At 70.4% G+C, this 17,369-nt stretch carries 18 protein-coding genes; 8 read left to right on the plus strand and 10 right to left on the minus strand.

Annotated features, from left to right (window positions below):
• Nucleotides 1-111: 111 nt before the first annotated feature.
• From argF to JNL41_RS12650, 7 genes are all read right to left on the minus strand, one after another.
• The gene (argF, locus tag JNL41_RS12620) at nt 112-1,050 is read right to left on the minus strand and encodes an ornithine carbamoyltransferase (protein ID WP_293475429.1); all 939 of its coding nucleotides are present in this window, start codon (nt 1,048-1,050) and stop codon (nt 112-114) included.
• Nucleotides 1,047-2,222, minus strand: coding sequence for an aspartate aminotransferase family protein (locus JNL41_RS12625; RefSeq protein WP_293475484.1), 1,176 nt, complete (start codon nt 2,220-2,222; stop codon nt 1,047-1,049). Before JNL41_RS12625 ends, argF begins: the two co-directional genes overlap by 4 nt.
• Before the next feature lie 258 nt (nt 2,223-2,480).
• Nucleotides 2,481-5,444: a TonB-dependent receptor gene (locus JNL41_RS12630; protein WP_293475430.1), complete on the minus strand. Its 2,964-nt coding sequence runs from the start codon at nt 5,442-5,444 to the stop codon at nt 2,481-2,483.
• Between the two features lie 292 nt (nt 5,445-5,736).
• Nucleotides 5,737-6,048, minus strand: a complete 312-nt coding sequence (locus JNL41_RS12635; RefSeq protein WP_293475432.1) for a metalloregulator ArsR/SmtB family transcription factor — start codon at nt 6,046-6,048, stop codon at nt 5,737-5,739.
• Between the two features lie 15 nt (nt 6,049-6,063).
• A complete protein-coding gene (locus JNL41_RS12640) occupies nt 6,064-6,423 on the minus strand; it encodes a helix-turn-helix domain-containing protein (protein WP_293475434.1) in 360 nt (119 codons plus the stop codon).
• Nucleotides 6,420-7,355 (minus strand): LysR family transcriptional regulator, encoded by a 936-nt coding sequence (locus JNL41_RS12645; RefSeq protein ID WP_293475435.1) that lies wholly within the window; start codon nt 7,353-7,355, stop codon nt 6,420-6,422. Before JNL41_RS12645 ends, JNL41_RS12640 begins: the two co-directional genes overlap by 4 nt.
• Nucleotides 7,352-7,867: a hypothetical protein gene (locus JNL41_RS12650; protein ID WP_293475437.1), complete on the minus strand. Its 516-nt coding sequence runs from the start codon at nt 7,865-7,867 to the stop codon at nt 7,352-7,354. The genes JNL41_RS12645 and JNL41_RS12650 overlap by 4 nt, the downstream gene beginning before the upstream one ends.
• A gap of 167 nt (nt 7,868-8,034) precedes the next feature.
• Between JNL41_RS12650 and JNL41_RS12655 the strand changes: the two genes are divergently transcribed.
• The 3 genes from JNL41_RS12655 (at nt 8,035) to JNL41_RS12665 (ending at nt 9,937) form a co-directional block, all read left to right on the plus strand.
• Complete coding sequence (locus JNL41_RS12655) at nt 8,035-8,889, plus strand: AraC family transcriptional regulator (protein ID WP_293475439.1); 855 nt, start codon at nt 8,035-8,037, stop codon at nt 8,887-8,889.
• An 83-nt stretch (nt 8,890-8,972) separates the two neighbouring features.
• The gene (locus JNL41_RS12660; RefSeq protein WP_293475440.1) at nt 8,973-9,464 is read left to right on the plus strand and encodes an Lrp/AsnC family transcriptional regulator; all 492 of its coding nucleotides are present in this window, start codon (nt 8,973-8,975) and stop codon (nt 9,462-9,464) included.
• An 89-nt stretch (nt 9,465-9,553) separates the two neighbouring features.
• Entirely contained in the window at nt 9,554-9,937 is a 384-nt protein-coding gene (locus JNL41_RS12665; protein WP_293475442.1) for an STAS/SEC14 domain-containing protein, read from the plus strand.
• Here JNL41_RS12665 and JNL41_RS12670 read toward each other — a convergent pair.
• Nucleotides 9,927-10,745 (minus strand): ABC transporter permease, encoded by an 819-nt coding sequence (locus tag JNL41_RS12670; RefSeq protein WP_293475444.1) that lies wholly within the window; start codon nt 10,743-10,745, stop codon nt 9,927-9,929. The genes JNL41_RS12665 and JNL41_RS12670 overlap by 11 nt on opposite strands.
• Before the next feature lie 275 nt (nt 10,746-11,020).
• On the opposite strand from JNL41_RS12670, the gene JNL41_RS12675 reads away from it, so the two are divergent.
• From JNL41_RS12675 to JNL41_RS12685, 3 genes are all read left to right on the plus strand, one after another.
• A complete protein-coding gene (locus JNL41_RS12675; RefSeq protein ID WP_293475445.1) occupies nt 11,021-11,524 on the plus strand; it encodes a GcrA family cell cycle regulator in 504 nt (167 codons plus the stop codon).
• Between the two features lie 255 nt (nt 11,525-11,779).
• Nucleotides 11,780-13,228 carry an exodeoxyribonuclease VII large subunit gene (gene xseA, locus JNL41_RS12680; RefSeq protein WP_293475447.1) on the plus strand — a complete coding sequence of 483 codons (1,449 nt, stop codon included), beginning with the start codon at nt 11,780-11,782 and terminating at the stop codon, nt 13,226-13,228.
• Nucleotides 13,229-13,256: 28 nt separating this feature from the next.
• Nucleotides 13,257-13,472: a DUF2093 domain-containing protein gene (locus tag JNL41_RS12685; protein ID WP_293475449.1), complete on the plus strand. Its 216-nt coding sequence runs from the start codon at nt 13,257-13,259 to the stop codon at nt 13,470-13,472.
• Between the two features lie 37 nt (nt 13,473-13,509).
• Here the strand turns inward: JNL41_RS12685 and JNL41_RS12690 are convergent, their stop codons facing one another.
• Nucleotides 13,510-14,379, minus strand: a complete 870-nt coding sequence (locus tag JNL41_RS12690; protein WP_293475451.1) for a lysophospholipid acyltransferase family protein — start codon at nt 14,377-14,379, stop codon at nt 13,510-13,512.
• Between the two features lie 145 nt (nt 14,380-14,524).
• On the opposite strand from JNL41_RS12690, the gene JNL41_RS12695 reads away from it, so the two are divergent.
• On the plus strand, nt 14,525-14,917 hold the full coding sequence (locus tag JNL41_RS12695) for a helix-turn-helix transcriptional regulator (protein ID WP_293475453.1): 393 nt from the start codon (nt 14,525-14,527) through the stop codon (nt 14,915-14,917).
• Nucleotides 14,918-14,948: 31 nt separating this feature from the next.
• The gene (hisN, locus tag JNL41_RS12700; protein ID WP_293475454.1) at nt 14,949-15,764 is read left to right on the plus strand and encodes a histidinol-phosphatase; all 816 of its coding nucleotides are present in this window, start codon (nt 14,949-14,951) and stop codon (nt 15,762-15,764) included.
• Between the two features lie 3 nt (nt 15,765-15,767).
• On the opposite strand, the gene JNL41_RS22555 is transcribed toward hisN, so the two are convergent.
• On the minus strand, nt 15,768-17,369 hold the full coding sequence (locus JNL41_RS22555) for an alpha/beta hydrolase (RefSeq protein WP_365698220.1): 1,602 nt from the start codon (nt 17,367-17,369) through the stop codon (nt 15,768-15,770).

Consider the following 17,369-nt stretch of genomic DNA (forward strand, 5'->3'; position numbering starts at 1 on the left):
GCGGTAGCTTTCACCACCAAGAACACCAGGCACACCAAGATGGTCCGAGGCTGCATCGCCTTTGGCGAACTTGGTGGGCTTGGTGGTTCACATGGATCGCGCTGCGCCCCCTCAGATCTTCCCGAAGCACCAGGCCAGGATCGACTTCTGGGCGTGGATGCGGTTTTCGGCTTCGTCCCAGATCAGGCTCTGCGGGCCGTCCATGACCTCGTCGGTGACCTCTTCGCCGCGGTGCGCCGGCAGGCAGTGGAGGAAGACCGCGTCGCCCGCCGCCTCGCCCATCAGCTTGCCGTCCACCTGGTAGGGCTCGAGCGCGTCGAGGCGCTCGTCGTGGTCGGTGTCGCCCATCGAGACCCAGGTGTCGGTGATCACGCAGTCGGCGCCGCGGACGGCTTCGCGCGGGTCGTGCGTGGTCATCACCTGGCCCTGCTGCTCGGCCGCGCGCGCCAGGTCCATCATGTCGGGATGGAAGATCGCGGGCGTCGCGATGTTCAGCCTGAAACCCAGCTTCGGCGCGGCGTGGATGAAGCTGGAGCAGACGTTGTTGCCGTCGCCCACCCACGCGAACGTCTTGCCCGTCACCGGGCCGCGATGCTCCTCGAAGGTCATCAGGTCGGCCAGGATCTGGCAGGGATGGCTCCTGTCGGAGAGGCCGTTGATCACCGGGATCGTCGACCACATGGCCAGGCGCTCCACGTCCTCGTGGACGTTGGAGCGGATCATGATGGCGTCGACCATCCGCGAGAGCACGCGGGCGGTGTCCTCGATCGGCTCGCCGCGGCCGATCTGCATGTCGACCGCGTTGGAGATGATCACGTCGCCGCCGAGCTGGCGCATGGCCGCGTCGAACGAGAAGCGCGTCCGGGTGGAGTTCTTCTCGAAGATCATCGCCAGCACACGATCCGCTGCGGGGCGGTCGGCGTCCGGCCGGCCCTGAGGCCAGCCCTGGCGGGCGGCCTTGCGGGCCTTGGCATCTTCCAGGATGGCGCGAAGTTCGTGGCCTTCGAGCTTCCAGATGTCGAGGAAGTGCCGCGGAGCCCCGGCGCTCATGCCGGGACCGCCGCTCTGGACTGGGCGACCTCGCAGGCGCGCTCGAGCTTCTCGATGGCTTCGCGCGCCTCTTCCTGCGTCAGGACGAGCGGCGGCAGCAGGCGCACGCAGTTGTCGCCGCCGCCGGCGATCAGCAGGTGCTGGTCGCGGGCATGCTGCATGAACTCGCGGTTCGGCGTCTTCAGCTTCACGCCGATCAGCAGGCCCTTGCCGCGGATGTCTTCGACGACGTCGGGGAAACGCTCCTTCAGCCCCGTGAGCTGCTGGTTCAGGTAGCCGGCCACTTCGCGGACGTGGGCAAGCAGTTCGGGCTTCACCAGTTCCTCGACCGACGCGACGCCCACGGCCATGGCCAGCGGGTTGCCGCCGTAGGTCGAGCCGTGGCTTCCGGGCGTCATGCCGCTGGCGGCCTCGGCCGTGGCCAGGCACGCGCCGACCGGGAAGCCGCCGCCCAGCGCCTTGGCGACCGCCATGATGTCCGGCGGCGCATCGGCCCACTCGTAGGCGAAGAGCCTGCCGGTCCGGCCCAGGCCGCACTGGATCTCGTCGTAGATGAGCAGCGTGCCGGTCTCGTCGCAGAGTTGGCGGATCTCCCTGAGCTGCTGCTCGGTCCACGAGCGCGCGCCACCCTCGCCCTGCACGGGCTCCAGCAGGATCGCCGCCGTGGTCGGGCCAACGAGCGTCTTCAGCCCCTCGATGTCGCCGAACTTCGCGCCGACGAACCCGGGCGGCGGCGGGCCGAAGCCTTCCACGTAGCTCGGGTTGTTGGCCGCGAAGATCGCCGCGATCGTGCGGCCGTGGAACGAGCCGTCGAAGCCGATGATGTCGATCCGCTCGGCGTTGCCCTTCGACCAGTGGTACTTGCGCGCCGTCTTGATGGCGCACTCGATCGCCTCGGCGCCCGAGTTGGTGAAGAAGCAGACGTCGGCGAAGGTGTTGTCGGTCAGCAGCTTGGCCAGCTCTTCCTGCTGCGGGATGCGGAAGATGTTGGAGGTGTGCCAGAGCTTCTCGGCCTGGTCCTTCACCGCCGCCACCAGCTTCGGATGGCCATGGCCCAGGGCCGTCACCGCGATGCCGGCCATGCAGTCGAGGTATTCCTCGCCCTCCGCCGTGAACAGTCGCACGCCCTCGCCTCGCTCGAACGCCAGCGGGGCGCGCGCGTAGACGCCCATGATGTGATCGCTGGGAACGGGAGCGGTGGCGGACGTCTGGGCCACGGGCAGTGCCCTCCTGAAATGGAACGTCCCCGCAGCGGTGCGCAGCGGGGACCGGAAGGCCTGGCGTTTTCGACGCCAAGCCCTGGCGTGTCAATGTTTCCCGAGTTCCGGCCCGTCGGGGAGATGGCGCAGCGCGCCGGAGGGGCCTCCGCGAACCTTGCGGAAGCCCCCTTCACGTCCGCGCCGCGGAAGCCGCCCGCGGGGCGACCTGGCCTAGAAGTCGACCGTGGCGCCGACGAAGATGAACCGGCCCAGCGCGTCGTAGACCTGCGGCCAGGTGTTGCCGTTGCAGGGGCCGGTCGGGCAGTTCGACGACCCGTTGAGCGGCGGGTCCTTGTCGAAGAGGTTGTTCACGCCGACGCGGACGGCGATGTTGTCGCGCATGGTCCAGCCGGCGGTCAGGTCGAAGTAGTCGCGGGCGCGCAGGACGCGGTCGGTCTCGTACTGCAGGCCGGTATTGTTGAGCTGCGGATCCGAGTCGTAGGCGTCGAGCTTCACCTTGTCGAAGTGGCGCCATTGCAGGGCCACCGAGACGTCCTTCATCCACTCCCCGTACTCCAGCGGCGTCTTCCAGGCGACGCGGAACTTGTGGCGCCATTTGGGGTTCGGCGACGACAGGCCGCCCGAGACCGAACAGATCGTCCCGTACTTGCCGGCGCAGTTGAAGAAGGCGTCGCCCGGCAGCGACTGGACCGACAGGTCGTCGAGGAGGGTGCCGACGAAGTTGATGGTCACCGCGCCCATGTTCGAGAGCCCGATCGCGTCGAGGTCGGTGCGGTAGTTGGCGTTGAAGTCGAAACCCTTGGTGCGCAGGCCGCCGGTGTTCAGCGTGGTGTCGGTGACGAAGCCGTTGCTGGACAGCCAGATCGAGCCGGCCGCGTCGCGGTTGACCAGGTTGCAGAAGAACGGGTCGAGTGTCTGGACGCAGCGGTTGATGATGACGTCCGCGCCGATGCCCGAGATGTAGTCCTTCACCTTGATGTTGAAGTAGTCGACCGTGAAGTTGAACCCGGGCAGGAAGGTGGGCGTGAAGACCGCGCCCAGGGTGTAGGTGTCGGACGTCTCGGGATCGAGGTTCGGGTTGCCGCCGACCTGGCCGTTGTACTGGTTGGCCGGGTTGGCCTCGATGGCCAGCACCTGGGCCGTGGTCAGGCCGAACGCCTGGGCGCACCTCGCAACGAGAGGATTGCTGGCCGCAAGACCCGCGCAGGGGTCCTGCGTGCCGTCGAGCACCACGTTCTGCGGGCTGAACAGCTCCAGCACGTTCGGGGCCCGTACCGCGCGGTTGTAGCCCCCGCGCAGGCGCACACCGTCCACGATCTCCCAGTCGGCCGCCAGCTTGTAGGTCTCGGTCGTGCCGATCGAGGTGTAGTCCGAGTAGCGGAAGCCGAGCTCCAGCGAGAGCCGCTTGGCGAACGGCCGGTCGGTGACCAGCGGCACGCGGGCCTCGGCGAACAGCTCATAGACGTCGAAGGCGCCGTTGACCGGCGGCGCGGCGCCGCCCGCGCCGTTCAGGAGGCCGGCGCGCGAGACGAAGTCGGACGTGAAGTCCAGGTTCTCGCGGCGGTACTCGCCGCCGATCGCCACGCCCACGCCGTCCTCGGACCACGGGGACTTGATCCCGTAGTCGGTGAGGTCGCCGGCGATGGAGACGTTGGCCACGCGCTCGACGGTGTTGCCCTTGGTGAAGCTGGGGGTCTCCAGGTAGTCCAGCGCGGCGCGGGTCACGCCCCCGTTGGCCCAGATGTTGTAGGGCACGCAGGCCGCGTCCGAGCCGGTGACGACCGACTGACAGACCGGCTGGCCGGCGGCGTTGCGCACGACGAACAGCGAGTTCTGGATCCGCGCAGTCTGGAAGAAGCCGCCCGTCTCGCCGCTGAAGCCGACCTTTCCGTATTGCAGATAGGCGTCGTAGCTCCAGGCCTCGTTGAGCTGGCCGCGGAGGCCGACCACGAAGCGGTAGTCGGTATGGGTGAAGGTGGTGGTCCGGCCGCCGCCTTCGACGTTGCGGCGCGCGATGGTCATCGAACGGATGGCCGGCGTGCCCGCGTCGGCGCCGCAGAGCAGGTTGAGCTGCTGGGCCGACGCCAGCGCGTTGTTGCAGTTGATCGAGAACGTGCCGGCGAAGATGCCGCCCGGCGCGATCTGGGCCGTCGACACGTCGTCCATGAACATCAGGTCGGCATAGGCCTCGGCCCACGGCGCGACCTCGTAGCGGGCGAAGGCGCCCATGCCGTAGCGCTCGTCCGGACGCATGTAGAAGTTGGTCGGGCCGAAGTTGTAGACGTCGCGGGCGGCGACGCGGGGCCGGAACTGCTGGGTCGGCGAGGTGACGTCGACCACGAAGTTGCCGAAGCGCGCCGGGAAGGCCGTGCCGGAGCCGCCGCAGCCGGCGGCCGCGAAGGTGGCCCCCGAGTTCAGCGTGCAGGCCGAATAGTCGCGGTCGCCCTGCAGGACGGCGTTGTTCTGCCGGTAGAAGGCGTAGGCGGTGATGTTGCCCTTGTCGTCGGGACTGTTCGTGCCGAGCACCAGGGTGACCTGGGCGCCCTCGCCGTCGCGGACGTTCTTCCTCGGCAGGGCGAACAGCTCGGGCGTCGGCGAGGTCGCCGCCTTGGCGCGGACCACGTCGGCGACGGCGTTGCCGTTGTCGTGCTGATAGATCGAGTACTGCGCGTCGACGCGCACGCCCTCGAAGTTCTTGGTCATGATGAAGTTGACGACGCCGCCCACGGCGTCGGCGCCGTACACCGCCGACGCGCCGCCGGTCAGCACGTCGACGCGCTCCACCAGGGCCGAGGGGATGAAGTTCACGTCGGCGCCCAGCCCCGCCGGCGTCGAGGCCGGGTCGCCCGGCATCAGGCGGCGGCCGTCGATCAGCACGAGGGTGCGCGAGACGCCCAGGCCGCGCAGGTTCAGCGTCGCGGTGCCGGTGGCGCCGTTGGAGATCGACGAGCCCTGCGCCGCGAAGGCCTGCGGCAGGCTGTTGATCATGTCCTCGACCCGGGTGACGCCCTGCGCCTTGATCTCGGCGGCGGTCACGGCGGTGACCGGCGACACGCTCTCCAGGTTGGGCGACGGGATGCGGGTGCCGGTGACGACCACCTCGGACACCTCGTCGTCGCCGGCCGTGGTCTGGGCCAGCGCGGGCGTGACGGTCAGCGCGACCCCACAGATCATCGAAGACGCCAGGAGGCGCGCGCGTACGGTTTGCTTTCTCACGGTCAAAATCCCCTCGGCGGCTCCCGCAGGCGGCGGGTCCGCATCCCCACTGAAGGTTTCGGCCCTGCGTGACAGGACCCGGTGACAGGCAGTTACGTTCGCGTCACAAAGGGGGTCAATCGACGCTCAAGCAACGGTCGATGCCGGGAAAGCAACACCTCGGACGATGGCATGAAATCGCGGATTCCACAGAAATTTTCGATGATTCGGATCCGGATTTTTTCTATCCGTGTGGTGCGGAAAACACAGATCACGCTTGAGGAAGCAGCGTGATCGCCACTGTCGTCAGCGCTACGTCGAAGTAGCGGCGCAGGATCGTCAGCGACTGCGGTCGCACCGCCGCCTGGCGCTGGCGCCGGTCGATCAGTCCCGCCGCGGCCAGCACCGACAGGTGGTGGCTCACGTTCACGCGCGGCAGGCCCAGGCGGCGCGCCAGGTCGCCGGCCGATGCGGGCGCCGCGACCAGCATCTCCAGGATCCGCCGACGCGTCGGGTCCGCCAGCGCGCGGAACATCGCGGCGGGGGCCTCCGTCGCCCGGCTGAGCCAGGGCGGGTCCTCCATCGGGGCCTCCTGGATTCAGGCGCTCCGCGCGCGCGGCGCGGCGGGTTCGGCCCCCAGGGCCTGGAGGCGGCGCGAGACGGCGAAGCGCTCGCGCAGCCAGCCTTCGCCGACCGACGCCTCGAACCACAGCCGGTCGAAGTAGGTGCGCAGGTGCGGCAGCGGATCGAGGGCGGCCACGAGGAGGCCCTCCTCCTCGCGCACCAGGCCGGCGTCCTTCAGCACCCGCACATGGTGGCTGACCGCGGGGCGCGTCACCGCGACGGCGGCGGCCAGGGCGTTGATCCGCGAGGGCCGCGCCAGGATGCGCTCGTAGAGGTCGCGGCGGGTGGGGTCGCCCAGGGCGTCGAGCGCCGGGCCGATGGCGGCGTCGGTCATCGTGACGCCCCCGCCGCGCGCAGCGGCTGCACGGTCGCGCCGCCCCCCAGCGGGTTGGCCACCGGCGGGCTGGCCCGCAGCAGGCTGACGAAGCGGCGGAGCGCCGGGTTGTCGTGGTCGCCCAGCCAGGCTGCGGTCAAGCGCAGCGACGCGGCCGGTCCCGGCAGCGGCGAAAAGGCCACGGCGGCGCGGGTCGACTGCGCCACGCTCTGCGGCACGACCGCATGCCCGGCGCCGGCGGCCACGAGGCTCAGCACGCCGTCGTGGGAGGTCATCTGCACACGCACGCCCGCGCGCGCGCCGCCGCGCTCGGTGACCAGCCGCCGGATGCGGCCCCAGTCGTCGCCGGCGGCGCAGAGGACCGGCGCGGCGCCCAGGGCGTCCTCGGGACTCTCCAGCGGCCGCGCCACGAGCCACGGCTCGGCCCAGAGCGTGAGGCGGTCGAGGCCAGGCGGCGCATCGTCGGCGTCGATCAGCACGGCGTCGAGCTCGCGATCCAGCAGCGCGGCCACGAGTTCTGCGGCTGAGCCCGCGCGGAGTTCGAGCTCCACGCTCTCGGCCGAACGGCGATAGGCGCGCAGCAGCGTCTCGGCGGGGCCGGCCGTCACCGGCCAGACATGGCCCAGGCGCAGGCGGCCCACCTCTCCGCGGCCGGCCGCCCCGGCGCGGACGGCGGCCCTGGCCAGCAGCTCGAGGGCGCGTTCGACCTCGCTGAGGAACCGCTCGCCGGCGCCGGTGGGCCGCGCCCCGCCCGGCGAACGCTGGAAGAGCGAGACGCCCAGCGCGTCCTCGAGCGCCAGCACCCGGCGCGACAGCACCGACGGGTTGACGCCCAGCACCTCCGACGCGCGCCGGAAGCCCAGATGCTCGCGCACCATGAGCGCCGAGCGCAGGGCCGCGATGTCCTGCGCCGCTGTCGCCTCGCGCCTCATCGGGCCGCCCCTGCGCCGACGGGGGCGCCGATCGGGGCGCTACGGCTGAGCACGAAGGCGATGGCGTAGGCCACGCCGACATGTGCCCCGACATCCAGCACGGACGGCATGCCGTCCCAGGCGCCCGCGCCCGCCCACCGGAGCGGCAGGACCACGCGGTACATGATCCCGTAGAGGATCAGGCCGTAGACCGGCGCGGCGGCCCACCAGAGCCGGTAGAGGACCGGGAAGCGTCGCGCCGCCAGCGCGTAGGTCGCCGCCATCGCTGTGGCGATGCAGAAATGGGTGAGGATGCCCAGCGCCGGCGCCCAGGCCGCGTCGCGCGCGGCCTTGCCGATCCAGCCCGACGCCACCGAGCGCCACGGCATGTCCCACGCCCGCCCCTTCGAGAGCGCCATGACGATCGGATAGACGAAGTCGACCGCGCCGCCCGCGAGGCCGGCGACGAGCACGCGCGCCAGACGGTCTCGGGCCGGGACGGGAAGGCCGGGAGAGGCGGCGGCGATGGTCATGCTGGCGATCCTCGGGTGACGACTGGACGGTGCGACGGAGGCCCTGCCGCCGTCGCGCACGTTCGGAGGGCGCAAAGCACGTTCGGATGATGACGTGGCGACAGCCCCCGGTTGCGCTTTGACATGCCCGCGGTTCTGGCGCTCGTTTGGCGCCCCAGAGCGTACCGATGACCTATCCGTTCAAGTTCACCCACGCCGGCGAGCCGACGCTGACCCTCGGGAGAGGCCGCGAATGGGGGCCGCTGGCGGCGCGGGAGATCCACGCGACGCCGGGCCGCTATCCCGGCACGGTGATGACGGACCACCGGGTGGTCTTTTACCTGACGCCATCGGTGCCCACCGACTGCGTGTGCGAAGGCGTCGGCCACTGGCGCATCGGCCAGCCCAGCGACTTCGACCTCGTGCCCGGCGGCGCGGACGGGTTCTGGGAGGACCACATCGCCTGCGACATGGTCTCGGTCCGCCTCGCGCCGTCGCTGATCGCCTCGACCGCCGACGCGCTGGGCCTCCCCGCCGACCGGGCCAACCTCGTCCCCAAGATCGGCGCCCGCGACCCGCTGGTCGAGCATGTGGTCCACGCGCTGCTGGCCGAGTTGCGCGCGCCCGCGCCCGCCGGGCGCATCTACGCCGACAGCCTGGCGACCGCCCTGACCACGCGGCTGCTGCAGAGCTTCGCGCCGGTGGGCGCCGCGGGCTGCCAGACCCTGTCCAAGCCGCAACTGCGTCGACTGGTGGAGTTCGTCGAAGCCAACCTCGACGGCGACCTCGGCCTGGAGCCGCTCGCCGACGTGGCCGGCATGAGCGTGCCGCATCTGACCACCCTGTTCCGCCGCACCATGGGCCAGTCGGTCCACGCCTACGTGATGGAGCGCCGCGTCGAGCGCGCCCGGGCGCTGCTGCTGGAACGCAAGGCGAGCATCTCGGCGGTGGCGCTGGAGACCGGCTTCGCGCACCAGAGCCACCTCGCCCGCTGGATGCGCCGCCTCCTGGGCGTCACGCCCTCGGAAGTCCTGAAAGCCTGATCTCCGGCGCGGCCCGGCCACGATGGGCCTCCTTGACAGCGTCCGCCCGGGGTCAATTCTGCGGGCCAGCGGCGTGCGTCGCCATGAGCAAGACGGCGGCGGAGCATGGCGGAATGACTGAAAATCCGTCCGAGCATAGGCAAACCGGCGGTGTGCGCGACGCGATCGACGAGAAGCTCGTCGCGCTCCTGAGCGCCGACGCGCGCATGACGCTGACCGCGCTGGCCCGGGCGCTCGCGCTCTCCCGTACAGCCGTCCAGGCCCGGATGGCCCGGCTGGAGCGGGACAGGGTGATCCTCGGCTACCGCGCTGTGGTCGCGGAGCGCGACGAGGAGACGCTGCAGGCCGTGCTGACGCTGACGTTCAGCCGGCGGCCGTGCCTTCCGGTCGTTCGCACGTTCCGCCACTGGCCGGAGATCCGGGAATATTTCTCTGTCACCGGGCCGAACGACGCGGTGCTGATCGTCCGGGTCGGCGACGCCCACGCCCTGTCGGCCCTGGTGGACCGGCTGAGCGCCGTGGCCGGCGTGGCCTCGGTGCAGTCGGCGGTGGTGCTGCGGACGGAACTCGATTGAGGCCCGCCGTTCCGCCCGCGCGGCGTTGATCGAGCGCAGGGCGGGGCGGCGACGCCGGGAGCAATGAAGCGGCAAGGAGGCGCAAAGCCATGATGGAGTTGTTGAGCGCGCCGGATCAGGTGCTGGCCTGCCGCGTGTCCGGGAAGCTGGACGCGCAGGACTTCGACCGCATGGTCGAGGCGTTGGATGCGAAGCTGGCGGCGCACGAACGCGTCGGGGTCTTTGCCGACATGACCGGGTTCGAGACGATGACCGCCGAAGCCCTGATGAAGGACCTTCGCTACAACCTGACCCGGATCGGCCAGTGGAGCCGCTTCCCCCGCGTCGCGGTGGTCACCGAGGAACCCTGGCTGAAGGCCTGGATGCAGATCCTCGATCCGATCTTCCCGCAGTTCGAGGCGCGCGTCTTCAAGCCGGGCGAGACGGAGGCGGCGATCCGCTGGGCGGCCGAATTCCCGCCGGTCAGGTCTTGATCTTGTAGCCGACCCTGAACATCCACAGGCACGTCCAGCCCAGGCCTAGCACCAGCACGCCGGTCATGATCGCGCCGATGGCGAGGTTGCTCTCCGCCTGGCCGATGAAGCCGTAGCGGAAGCCGTCGATCAGGTAGAAGAAGGGGTTGTAGTGGCTGGCCGTGCGGAAAGGCTCGGGCAGGCGCTCGACGAGGTAGAAGGTCCCCGACAGGAACGTCATCGGCATGATGACGAAGTTGGTGACCGCGGCCATGTGGTCGAACTTCTCGGCCCATAGCCCGGCCATGATGCCGATGAAGCCCATGATCAGCGCCGCGCCGACGCCGAAGTAGAGGATCGCCCAGACATGGGCGACCGGCAGGGCGGCGAAGGGCAGGATGGCGACCAGGCTGACCAGGCCCACCACGATGCCGCGGGTGGCGGCGCCGGCGCCGAAGCCGATCATCTGCTCCAGGGCCGACAGCGGCGGGGTCACGAAGTCGCCCATCAGCCCGTTGAACTTCGCCTGCAGCAGCGAAGACGAGGAGTTGGCGAAGGCGTTCGACAGGATCTGCATCATGATCAGGCCCGGCGCCACGAAGGTCCCGTAGTGGACGCCATGCACGTCGCGACCGCCCCCCACCGCGACCACGAACACCAGCATGTAGAGGAGCGCGGTCACCACCGGCGCCGCCAGCGTCTGCATGCCGACCTTCCAGAAGCGCTGGATCTCCCGGATGTAGAGGGTCTTCAGACCCTCCCAGTTGATCCCGTGGTACGCCCGCGGCAGCGGCGGCAGGACAGCTTCCTCGATCGGCATATCTCGCATCGTCCCCGTGTGCGCCGGGAAGGCGGACCGCGCAAGGCTTCGCCCCTCCGGCGGCCCCTCCGCTCGCTGAGCGGGGCCGGCCCCGCACGGTGAGCGAACGCAGAGGACTGCCCCTACATCTAGTTCCTGTGGATGGAAGCGATGGCGCCTATTGTGGCCGTTATCGAGTTGTTTACTACTGATAGTGGTTGGTGAGGGACACAAACGTCCGCCGCCACAAGATGTTGATCCCGGGTCGTGGGGACGGCTTCGGGACCTCTGGTTGGGAGGGATCCATGGGCTGGACCGACGAGCGCGTCGAACTTCTGAAGAAGCTCTGGCAGGACGGTCTTTCGGCCAGCCAGATCGCCAAGCAATTGGGGGGCGTCACCCGCAACGCGGTGATCGGCAAGGTGCATCGCCTGGGCCTCTCGGGCCGGGCCACGCCGTCCAAGCCCCAGCGCACCACCTTCAAGGCCCCGCGTCCGGCGCGGGCGCTGACCCACGCGCCGGCCGCGCCCCGCCGCATCGCCGAGCCGGTGACGGCTCACGCCGCGCCGACCCCCGTCCGCTATGTCGACGAGACGCCCGGGACGGCGACCGTGCTGACCCTGGGCGCGCACATGTGCAAGTGGCCGATCGGCGATCCCGCCCTCGACAACTTCACCTTCTGCGGCCGCCGCTCGGAAGAGAATGGCCCCTACTGCCACGAGCACGCCACGGTGGCCTACCAGCCCGCCCAGGCGAAGAAGAAGTCCAGCGCCGCCGAGCTCGCCCGGAGCCTGCGCCGCTACATCTGATCCGCGGAGAGCGGACTGACTATCCGTTGGGGATGGGAGACGCGACCGGAACCGAAGCTCCTGGAGCCTCAGGTCCCGGGCGCGTCTCTTTCTTTGCTCTCCCGCGGGGAGCTCCCGCGGGCGAAGGGGGCTTCCGCGCGCTCCTCTCGACTGCAATCCTTCCGTTCACGGGGACTCGCCGCTCAACCTGTCTCGAGTCGAAGCCCCTCCGGCCCTTCGGGCCACCTCCCCGGCAGAGGTGGGACTGGACGATAGATGACCGACGCCACCGCCCTGACCGACGAGACCGGCAATGCCCGGCCCTACTCCGTCTCGGAGCTGGCTTTCGCGCTGAAGCGGACGCTGGAGGACGCCTACGGCTTCGTGCGGCTGCGTGCGGAGCTGTCGAAGGTCACCCACCACTCCAACGGCCATATCTACCTGACGCTGAAGGACGATCGCGCGGCGATCGACGGCGTGGTCTGGAAGACGCAGGCGCGGTTCCTGTCGGTGCGGCCCGAGCAGGGGCTGGAGGTGATCGTCACCGGCAAGATCACCACCTATCCGCAAGGCAGCCGCTACCAGATCGTCATCGAGACGATGGAGGTGGCCGGCATCGGCGCGCTGCTGGCCCAGCTCGAGCGGCTGAAGCAGAAGCTGGCCGCCGAGGGCCTGTTCGAGGCGGCCCGAAAAACGCCGATCCCGGCGATGCCGGCCGTCGTCGGCGTGGTGACCAGCCCGACCGGGGCCGTGATCCGCGACATCCTGCACCGCATCCGCGACCGCTGGCCGTGCCGGGTTATCGTCTGGCCCGTGGTGGTGCAGGGCGAGCAGGCGGCGGCGCAGGTGGCCGCCGCCATCCGCGGCTTCAACGCGCTGGAGCCCGGCGGGCGGGTCCCACGGCCGGACGTCCTGATCGTGGCGCGCGGCGGCGGCTCGGTGGAGGACCTCTGGGCCTTCAACGACGAGGCCCTGGCCCGGACTGTGGCCGAGAGCACGATCCCGCTCATCAGCGCCGTCGGCCACGAGACCGACACCACCCTCATCGACTTCGTCTCCGACCGCCGCGCGCCGACGCCGACCGCCGCCGCCGAGATGGCGACGCCGGTGCTGGCGGAACTCAGGGCGCTGATCTCCGATCTCGGCGGACGCATGCATCGCTGCGGCGGCCGCGTCGTCGAGGACCGCCGCACGCGCATCGAGCACGCCGGCCGGGCGCTCGCCCGCGTGCCCGACATGCTGCGGCTGGCCGAGCAGCGGTTCGACATCGTCTCGGGCCGGCTCGCCGCCAGCCTGGCCCGGAACCAGGCGGCGCACGAGCGCGACCTGCTGGCGGTCTCGGCGCGCCTGTCGCCGCTCTTGCTGCAGCGGCCGCAGCAGGTGTGGAGGCAGCGCCTGGACGGCCTGGCCGCCCGCCTGCCGCCGGCGGCGGCCCGGCGCATGGACCGTGCGGCCGAGCGGCTGTCGGCGGTCTCGAAGCTGTTCGTGGCAGTGGATCCCGAGCGGCCGCTCTATCGCGGCTTCGCCCTGGTGACACGCGGCGACGGCTCGCTGGTCATCAACGGCGGCCTGCTGGGCGACGGCGAACAGGTGACCATCAAGTTCGGCGACCGCACCGAGCGCAAGGCGGTCATCGACGGCCAGCCCGGCGCCAACCCGACGATCGCACGCAAACCGGCGCGGAGGGGCAAGGCGCCCGCCGCCGATCAGGGCGATCTGTTCTGAGACGCGCAGAAGGACTAGATAGGCGCTCATGAACGCCCACGACCGGAACCTCGGCGCCGACCAGGCCAGGCTGCACTACGGCGACGGCGACTACGCCGTGCTGAAGCCGGGCCGCTATGTGCTCTGCGCCGTCACCGGCCAGAAGATCCCGCTGGAGCAGCTCCGCTACTGGAGCGCCGAACTCCAGGAGGCCTACGCCGGCCCCGCCGAGTCCCTGAAGCGCTGGCAGGAGACGCAGCGCTAGCGAAGCGCTCCCTTCCCGCGGTATGCGGGAGGCACGCCTATCTGCGATAGACTTCGTTCGGCCACCGGCGGTGGACCCAGAACCACTCGGCGGGCCGCGCGCGCACGCGATCCTCGATGAAGGCGGTGATGCGGCGGACGCCCTCGTGGATGTCGGCGTCGCGGTCGCCGGTGGCCTCCAGCACCATCTGCTCGTGAACCACCACCCTGAACCGCGCGCCCGGTCCGGTCCGCTGGACGCTCAGCGGCTGGATCGGAATCCCGAAACGGAGCGCGAAGGTGGAGGGGCCGGGCGCGGTCATGGCCGGAACGCCGAAGAACGGGACCTCGACGCCGCCGTTGAACTTCTGATCGTTCAGCAGCGCGACGGACTCGCCCCGGCCGATGGCCCGCATCAGTTCGCGCGCGCCCTCCAGCCCCTTGGGCGCGAACATCCGCACGCCGTAGCTGAACCGGGTGCGCCGGACGCGCTCGTCCATGCGCGGGTTGTTCATGGCGCGATAGGTCACCTGCACCCGCACGCCGCAGCGGACCATCGCCGCCGCCATCATCTCGAAATTGGAGAAGTGGCCGGAAATGAACACGACCGGCCGTTCCCCTGCGGCGATTGCGCCCAGCAGGGCCTCCCCCTCGATGGCAAGCCGCGATTCGTCGGCTACAACACGGTCGAGGATCGCGAACTCGGCTAGCGATCTACCCAGTTCAGTCCATTGTTCCTGGAGGAGAGTCTTGACCTCGGCGTCAGTGAGGTGAGGAAAGGCGATCCGGATATTCCTTTCCGCCACGCGATGAGCGGTGGTCAGCGGCCCGAGCCTCCGACATAGCCAGGCGCCGGAATTTGATACATAATCAATGGGAAAGAGGCGGGCGAGCGCCCGAAACGCGTCAAATAACGCGGCCTCCAGCATCCAAACAAGTTCTGTCACGTATGAATGGTTACGTGCGGCCATTTACCTTCTTAGGTGCGGCCGCCCGCGTTCGGCAATGGAGGCTGCTGGCGTGCGACTTGCGATGTCTCAACCACGGAGTCCCGAACCGGGACAAAGGGAAATCATGGTCGGGGATTCCATGGACGAGATCGACATCCACCTGGGCCGGCGCCTGCGTCGACGCCGCCGTCTGCTGGGCCTGACCCAGCAGGAGCTGGCGCACGCCTGCGGGGTCCGCTTCCAGCAGATCCAGAAGTACGAATGTGCGGCCAACCGCATGTCGGCGGCCCGCCTGTGGCAGCTCGCCGAGGTGCTGGAGGTCCCCGTCAGCTACTTCTACGAAGGTCTGACCCGCGATCAGCGCGAGCACCTGGAGCGTGAAACCTCCTCCACGAGCGAGACCCTGGCCTCCAAGGAGACCCAGGACCTGATCCACGCCTACTACCAGCTCGGCGAACGGCCCCGCCGCCGCCTGCTGGACCTCGCCAAGGCGATGAACGGCGAGATCGAAGCTTAGGACTTCCGCCGCGGCGGGGTATGGCGGTCGCATGACCGCCCTCCTCCCAGAGACCCGCCTGGCCGAGCTCGACTCCTTCCTGCTCGAACTCAACCGCGCCGCCGCGGAGGCCATCCTCCCCCTGTTCCGCGGCGAGCACGGGCTCTCAAACAAGTACGAGATCGGCTTCGACCCCGTGACCGAAGCGGACAAGGGCGCCGAGCGCGCCATCCGCGAGCTCATCGCCGAGCGCTATCCCGACCATGGCGTCATCGGCGAGGAGTACGGCGAGGACCGGGCGGACTCCGAGTTCGTCTGGGTCCTCGATCCCGTCGACGGCACGCGCGCCTTCATCGCGGGGCTGCCCCTCTGGACCACCCTCATCGGCCTGCGCTTCCAGGGGAAGCCCGTGCTGGGCTCCATCGGCCAGTCCTATCTCGGCGAGGTCTACATCGGCCACGCCGGCGGCTCGCGGCTGGTGACGGCGCAGGGCGAGCGACCGCTCAGGGTGCGGCCCTGTCCCAGGCTGACCGGCGCGATCATCGCCACCACCGATCCCGAGGCCTGCTTCAGCGGCGCCGAACTGGGCGCCTGGACGCAGGTGCGGGCCGCCGCCCGCCTCGCGCGGCTGGGCTGCGACGCCTACGCCTACGCCATGGTGGCGGCGGGCACGATGGACATGGTGATCGAGGCGGGCCTCAAGGCCTGGGACATCGACGCGGCGATTCCCGTCGTGGCCGGCGCGGGCGGGCTCACCACCGACTGGCGCGGCGAGCCCGTGGGACCGAACGGCGGACAGATCGTGATCGCCGGCGACCGCGCCTGCCTCGACGAGGCGCTGGTCGCGCTCAGGCGATCGGCGAACTGACCCCTACTTCTTGACCGGCGCCTTCCTGGCCGCGGGCTTCTTCGGAACGGCGGCCTTCTTCGCGGCGGCGGGCTGCTTCGGGGCGGACGCCTTGGCCGCCGCAGGCTTCGCAGCCGCGGCCGGCTTGGCCGCGGGCTTGGGCGCCGGCTTGGGGGCGGTGGGGGCTTTCTTCGCCGCAGCCGGCTTGGCCGCAGGCTTCGCAGCCGCAGCCTTGGAGGCCGCAGGCTTGGCGGGAGCAAGCTTCGCGGGAGCGGGCTTGGCGGCCTTCGGCGCAGCCTTGGCGGTGGCGGGCTTCGCAGCCGGCTTGGGCGCCGCGGGTTTCTTGGCCGCCGGAGCCTTCTTCGCCGTCGCGGGTTTGGCCGCAGGCTTCGCCGCCGCCTTGGGGGTGGCAGCCTTCGGAGCGACAGCCTTCGCCGGCGCGGGCGCGGCCTTGGCGGGCGCAGCCTTCTTTGCGGCCGGCGCCTTCCTGGCCGCGGGCTTCCTGGCTGCCGGCTTCGGCGCCGCGGGCTTGGCCGCCGCCGGAGCCGGCGCGGCCGCCACGGGGGCGGGGGCGGGGGCCGGTGTCGGCGCGGGCGCCGGGGCGGGTTCGGGAGCCCTGGCCACCGGCGCCGGGGTCGGCGCAGGAGCCGCAGCCGGCTTCGGGGCCTCGGTGGGCTTCGGCGCGGTCTTGCCGGTGAGCGCGTCGAACACCCGCAGGAAGATGTTACGCATGTCGTCGGTCTCCATCAGGATCTCGTGGTAGGCGCCGGGCACGGTGATCAGGCGTCCCTGGGGCAGATTGCGGGCCGCGGCCGCTTGCGCGGCGTTGTCGACCAGCTTGTCCTCGGCGGCCGAGACGATCTCGACCGGAATGGTCACGCCGCGCAGCCGCTCGGGCCGGGCGAGGAAGGCTGTGGCCGACAGCGCGAAGTCGAGCCAGCCCCAGGTGGGCCCGCCCAGGGCCAGGTCGTTGTTGGCCTTCAGTTGCGCATGGTAGCGTGCAAAGCGTCGGCGGTCGTGTGTGAGCGGGTTGCCCTCGAACGTATCGTCGAACGGGGCCCCGGACTGGCCCAGCATGTATCGCCCGGCGCGGCCGAAGGTCAGCGACAGCCGCGTCAGCATCGCCGCCGTCCCGATCGAGTACTTGCCGAACTGCAGGCCCAGCATCGGCGCCGACAGGCAGGCGCCGGCGAAGCGCCGCTCGCCATTCGCCAGCGCCAGCAGCGTCAGACATCCGCCCATCGAGTGGCCCACCGCGATCCACGGCTTCGGCAGCCGGTCCTCGTGGCTGTCGAGCAGCCGCCTGTAGTCCTCGAGAAACGGCTTGTAGCCCTTGGCGTGGCCCTTGAGCCGGTCGGCCAGCTCCCGCTGCGACAGCCCCTGCCCCCGCCAGTCGTGCGCGAGGACGACGAAGCCGCGATCCGTGAAGTCGCGGATGGTCTCGTAGTACTTCTCGATCGGTTCGGTGCGACCGCCGGACAGCACCACGGAGCCGCGGGGCTTGCCCGCCGGGCGGAACACGGCCGCACGCAGCTTCGCGCCGGCGAGGCCCACGAACCAGCCCGCCTCGCCGGCGGGCGGGACGGGATCTTCGGGGATGTCGAGGAGGGGGGCGGGCTCGAACAT

The sequence above is a fragment of the Phenylobacterium sp. genome, assembly GCF_016793285.1.
Taxonomy (GTDB): Bacteria; Pseudomonadota; Alphaproteobacteria; order Caulobacterales; family Caulobacteraceae; genus Phenylobacterium.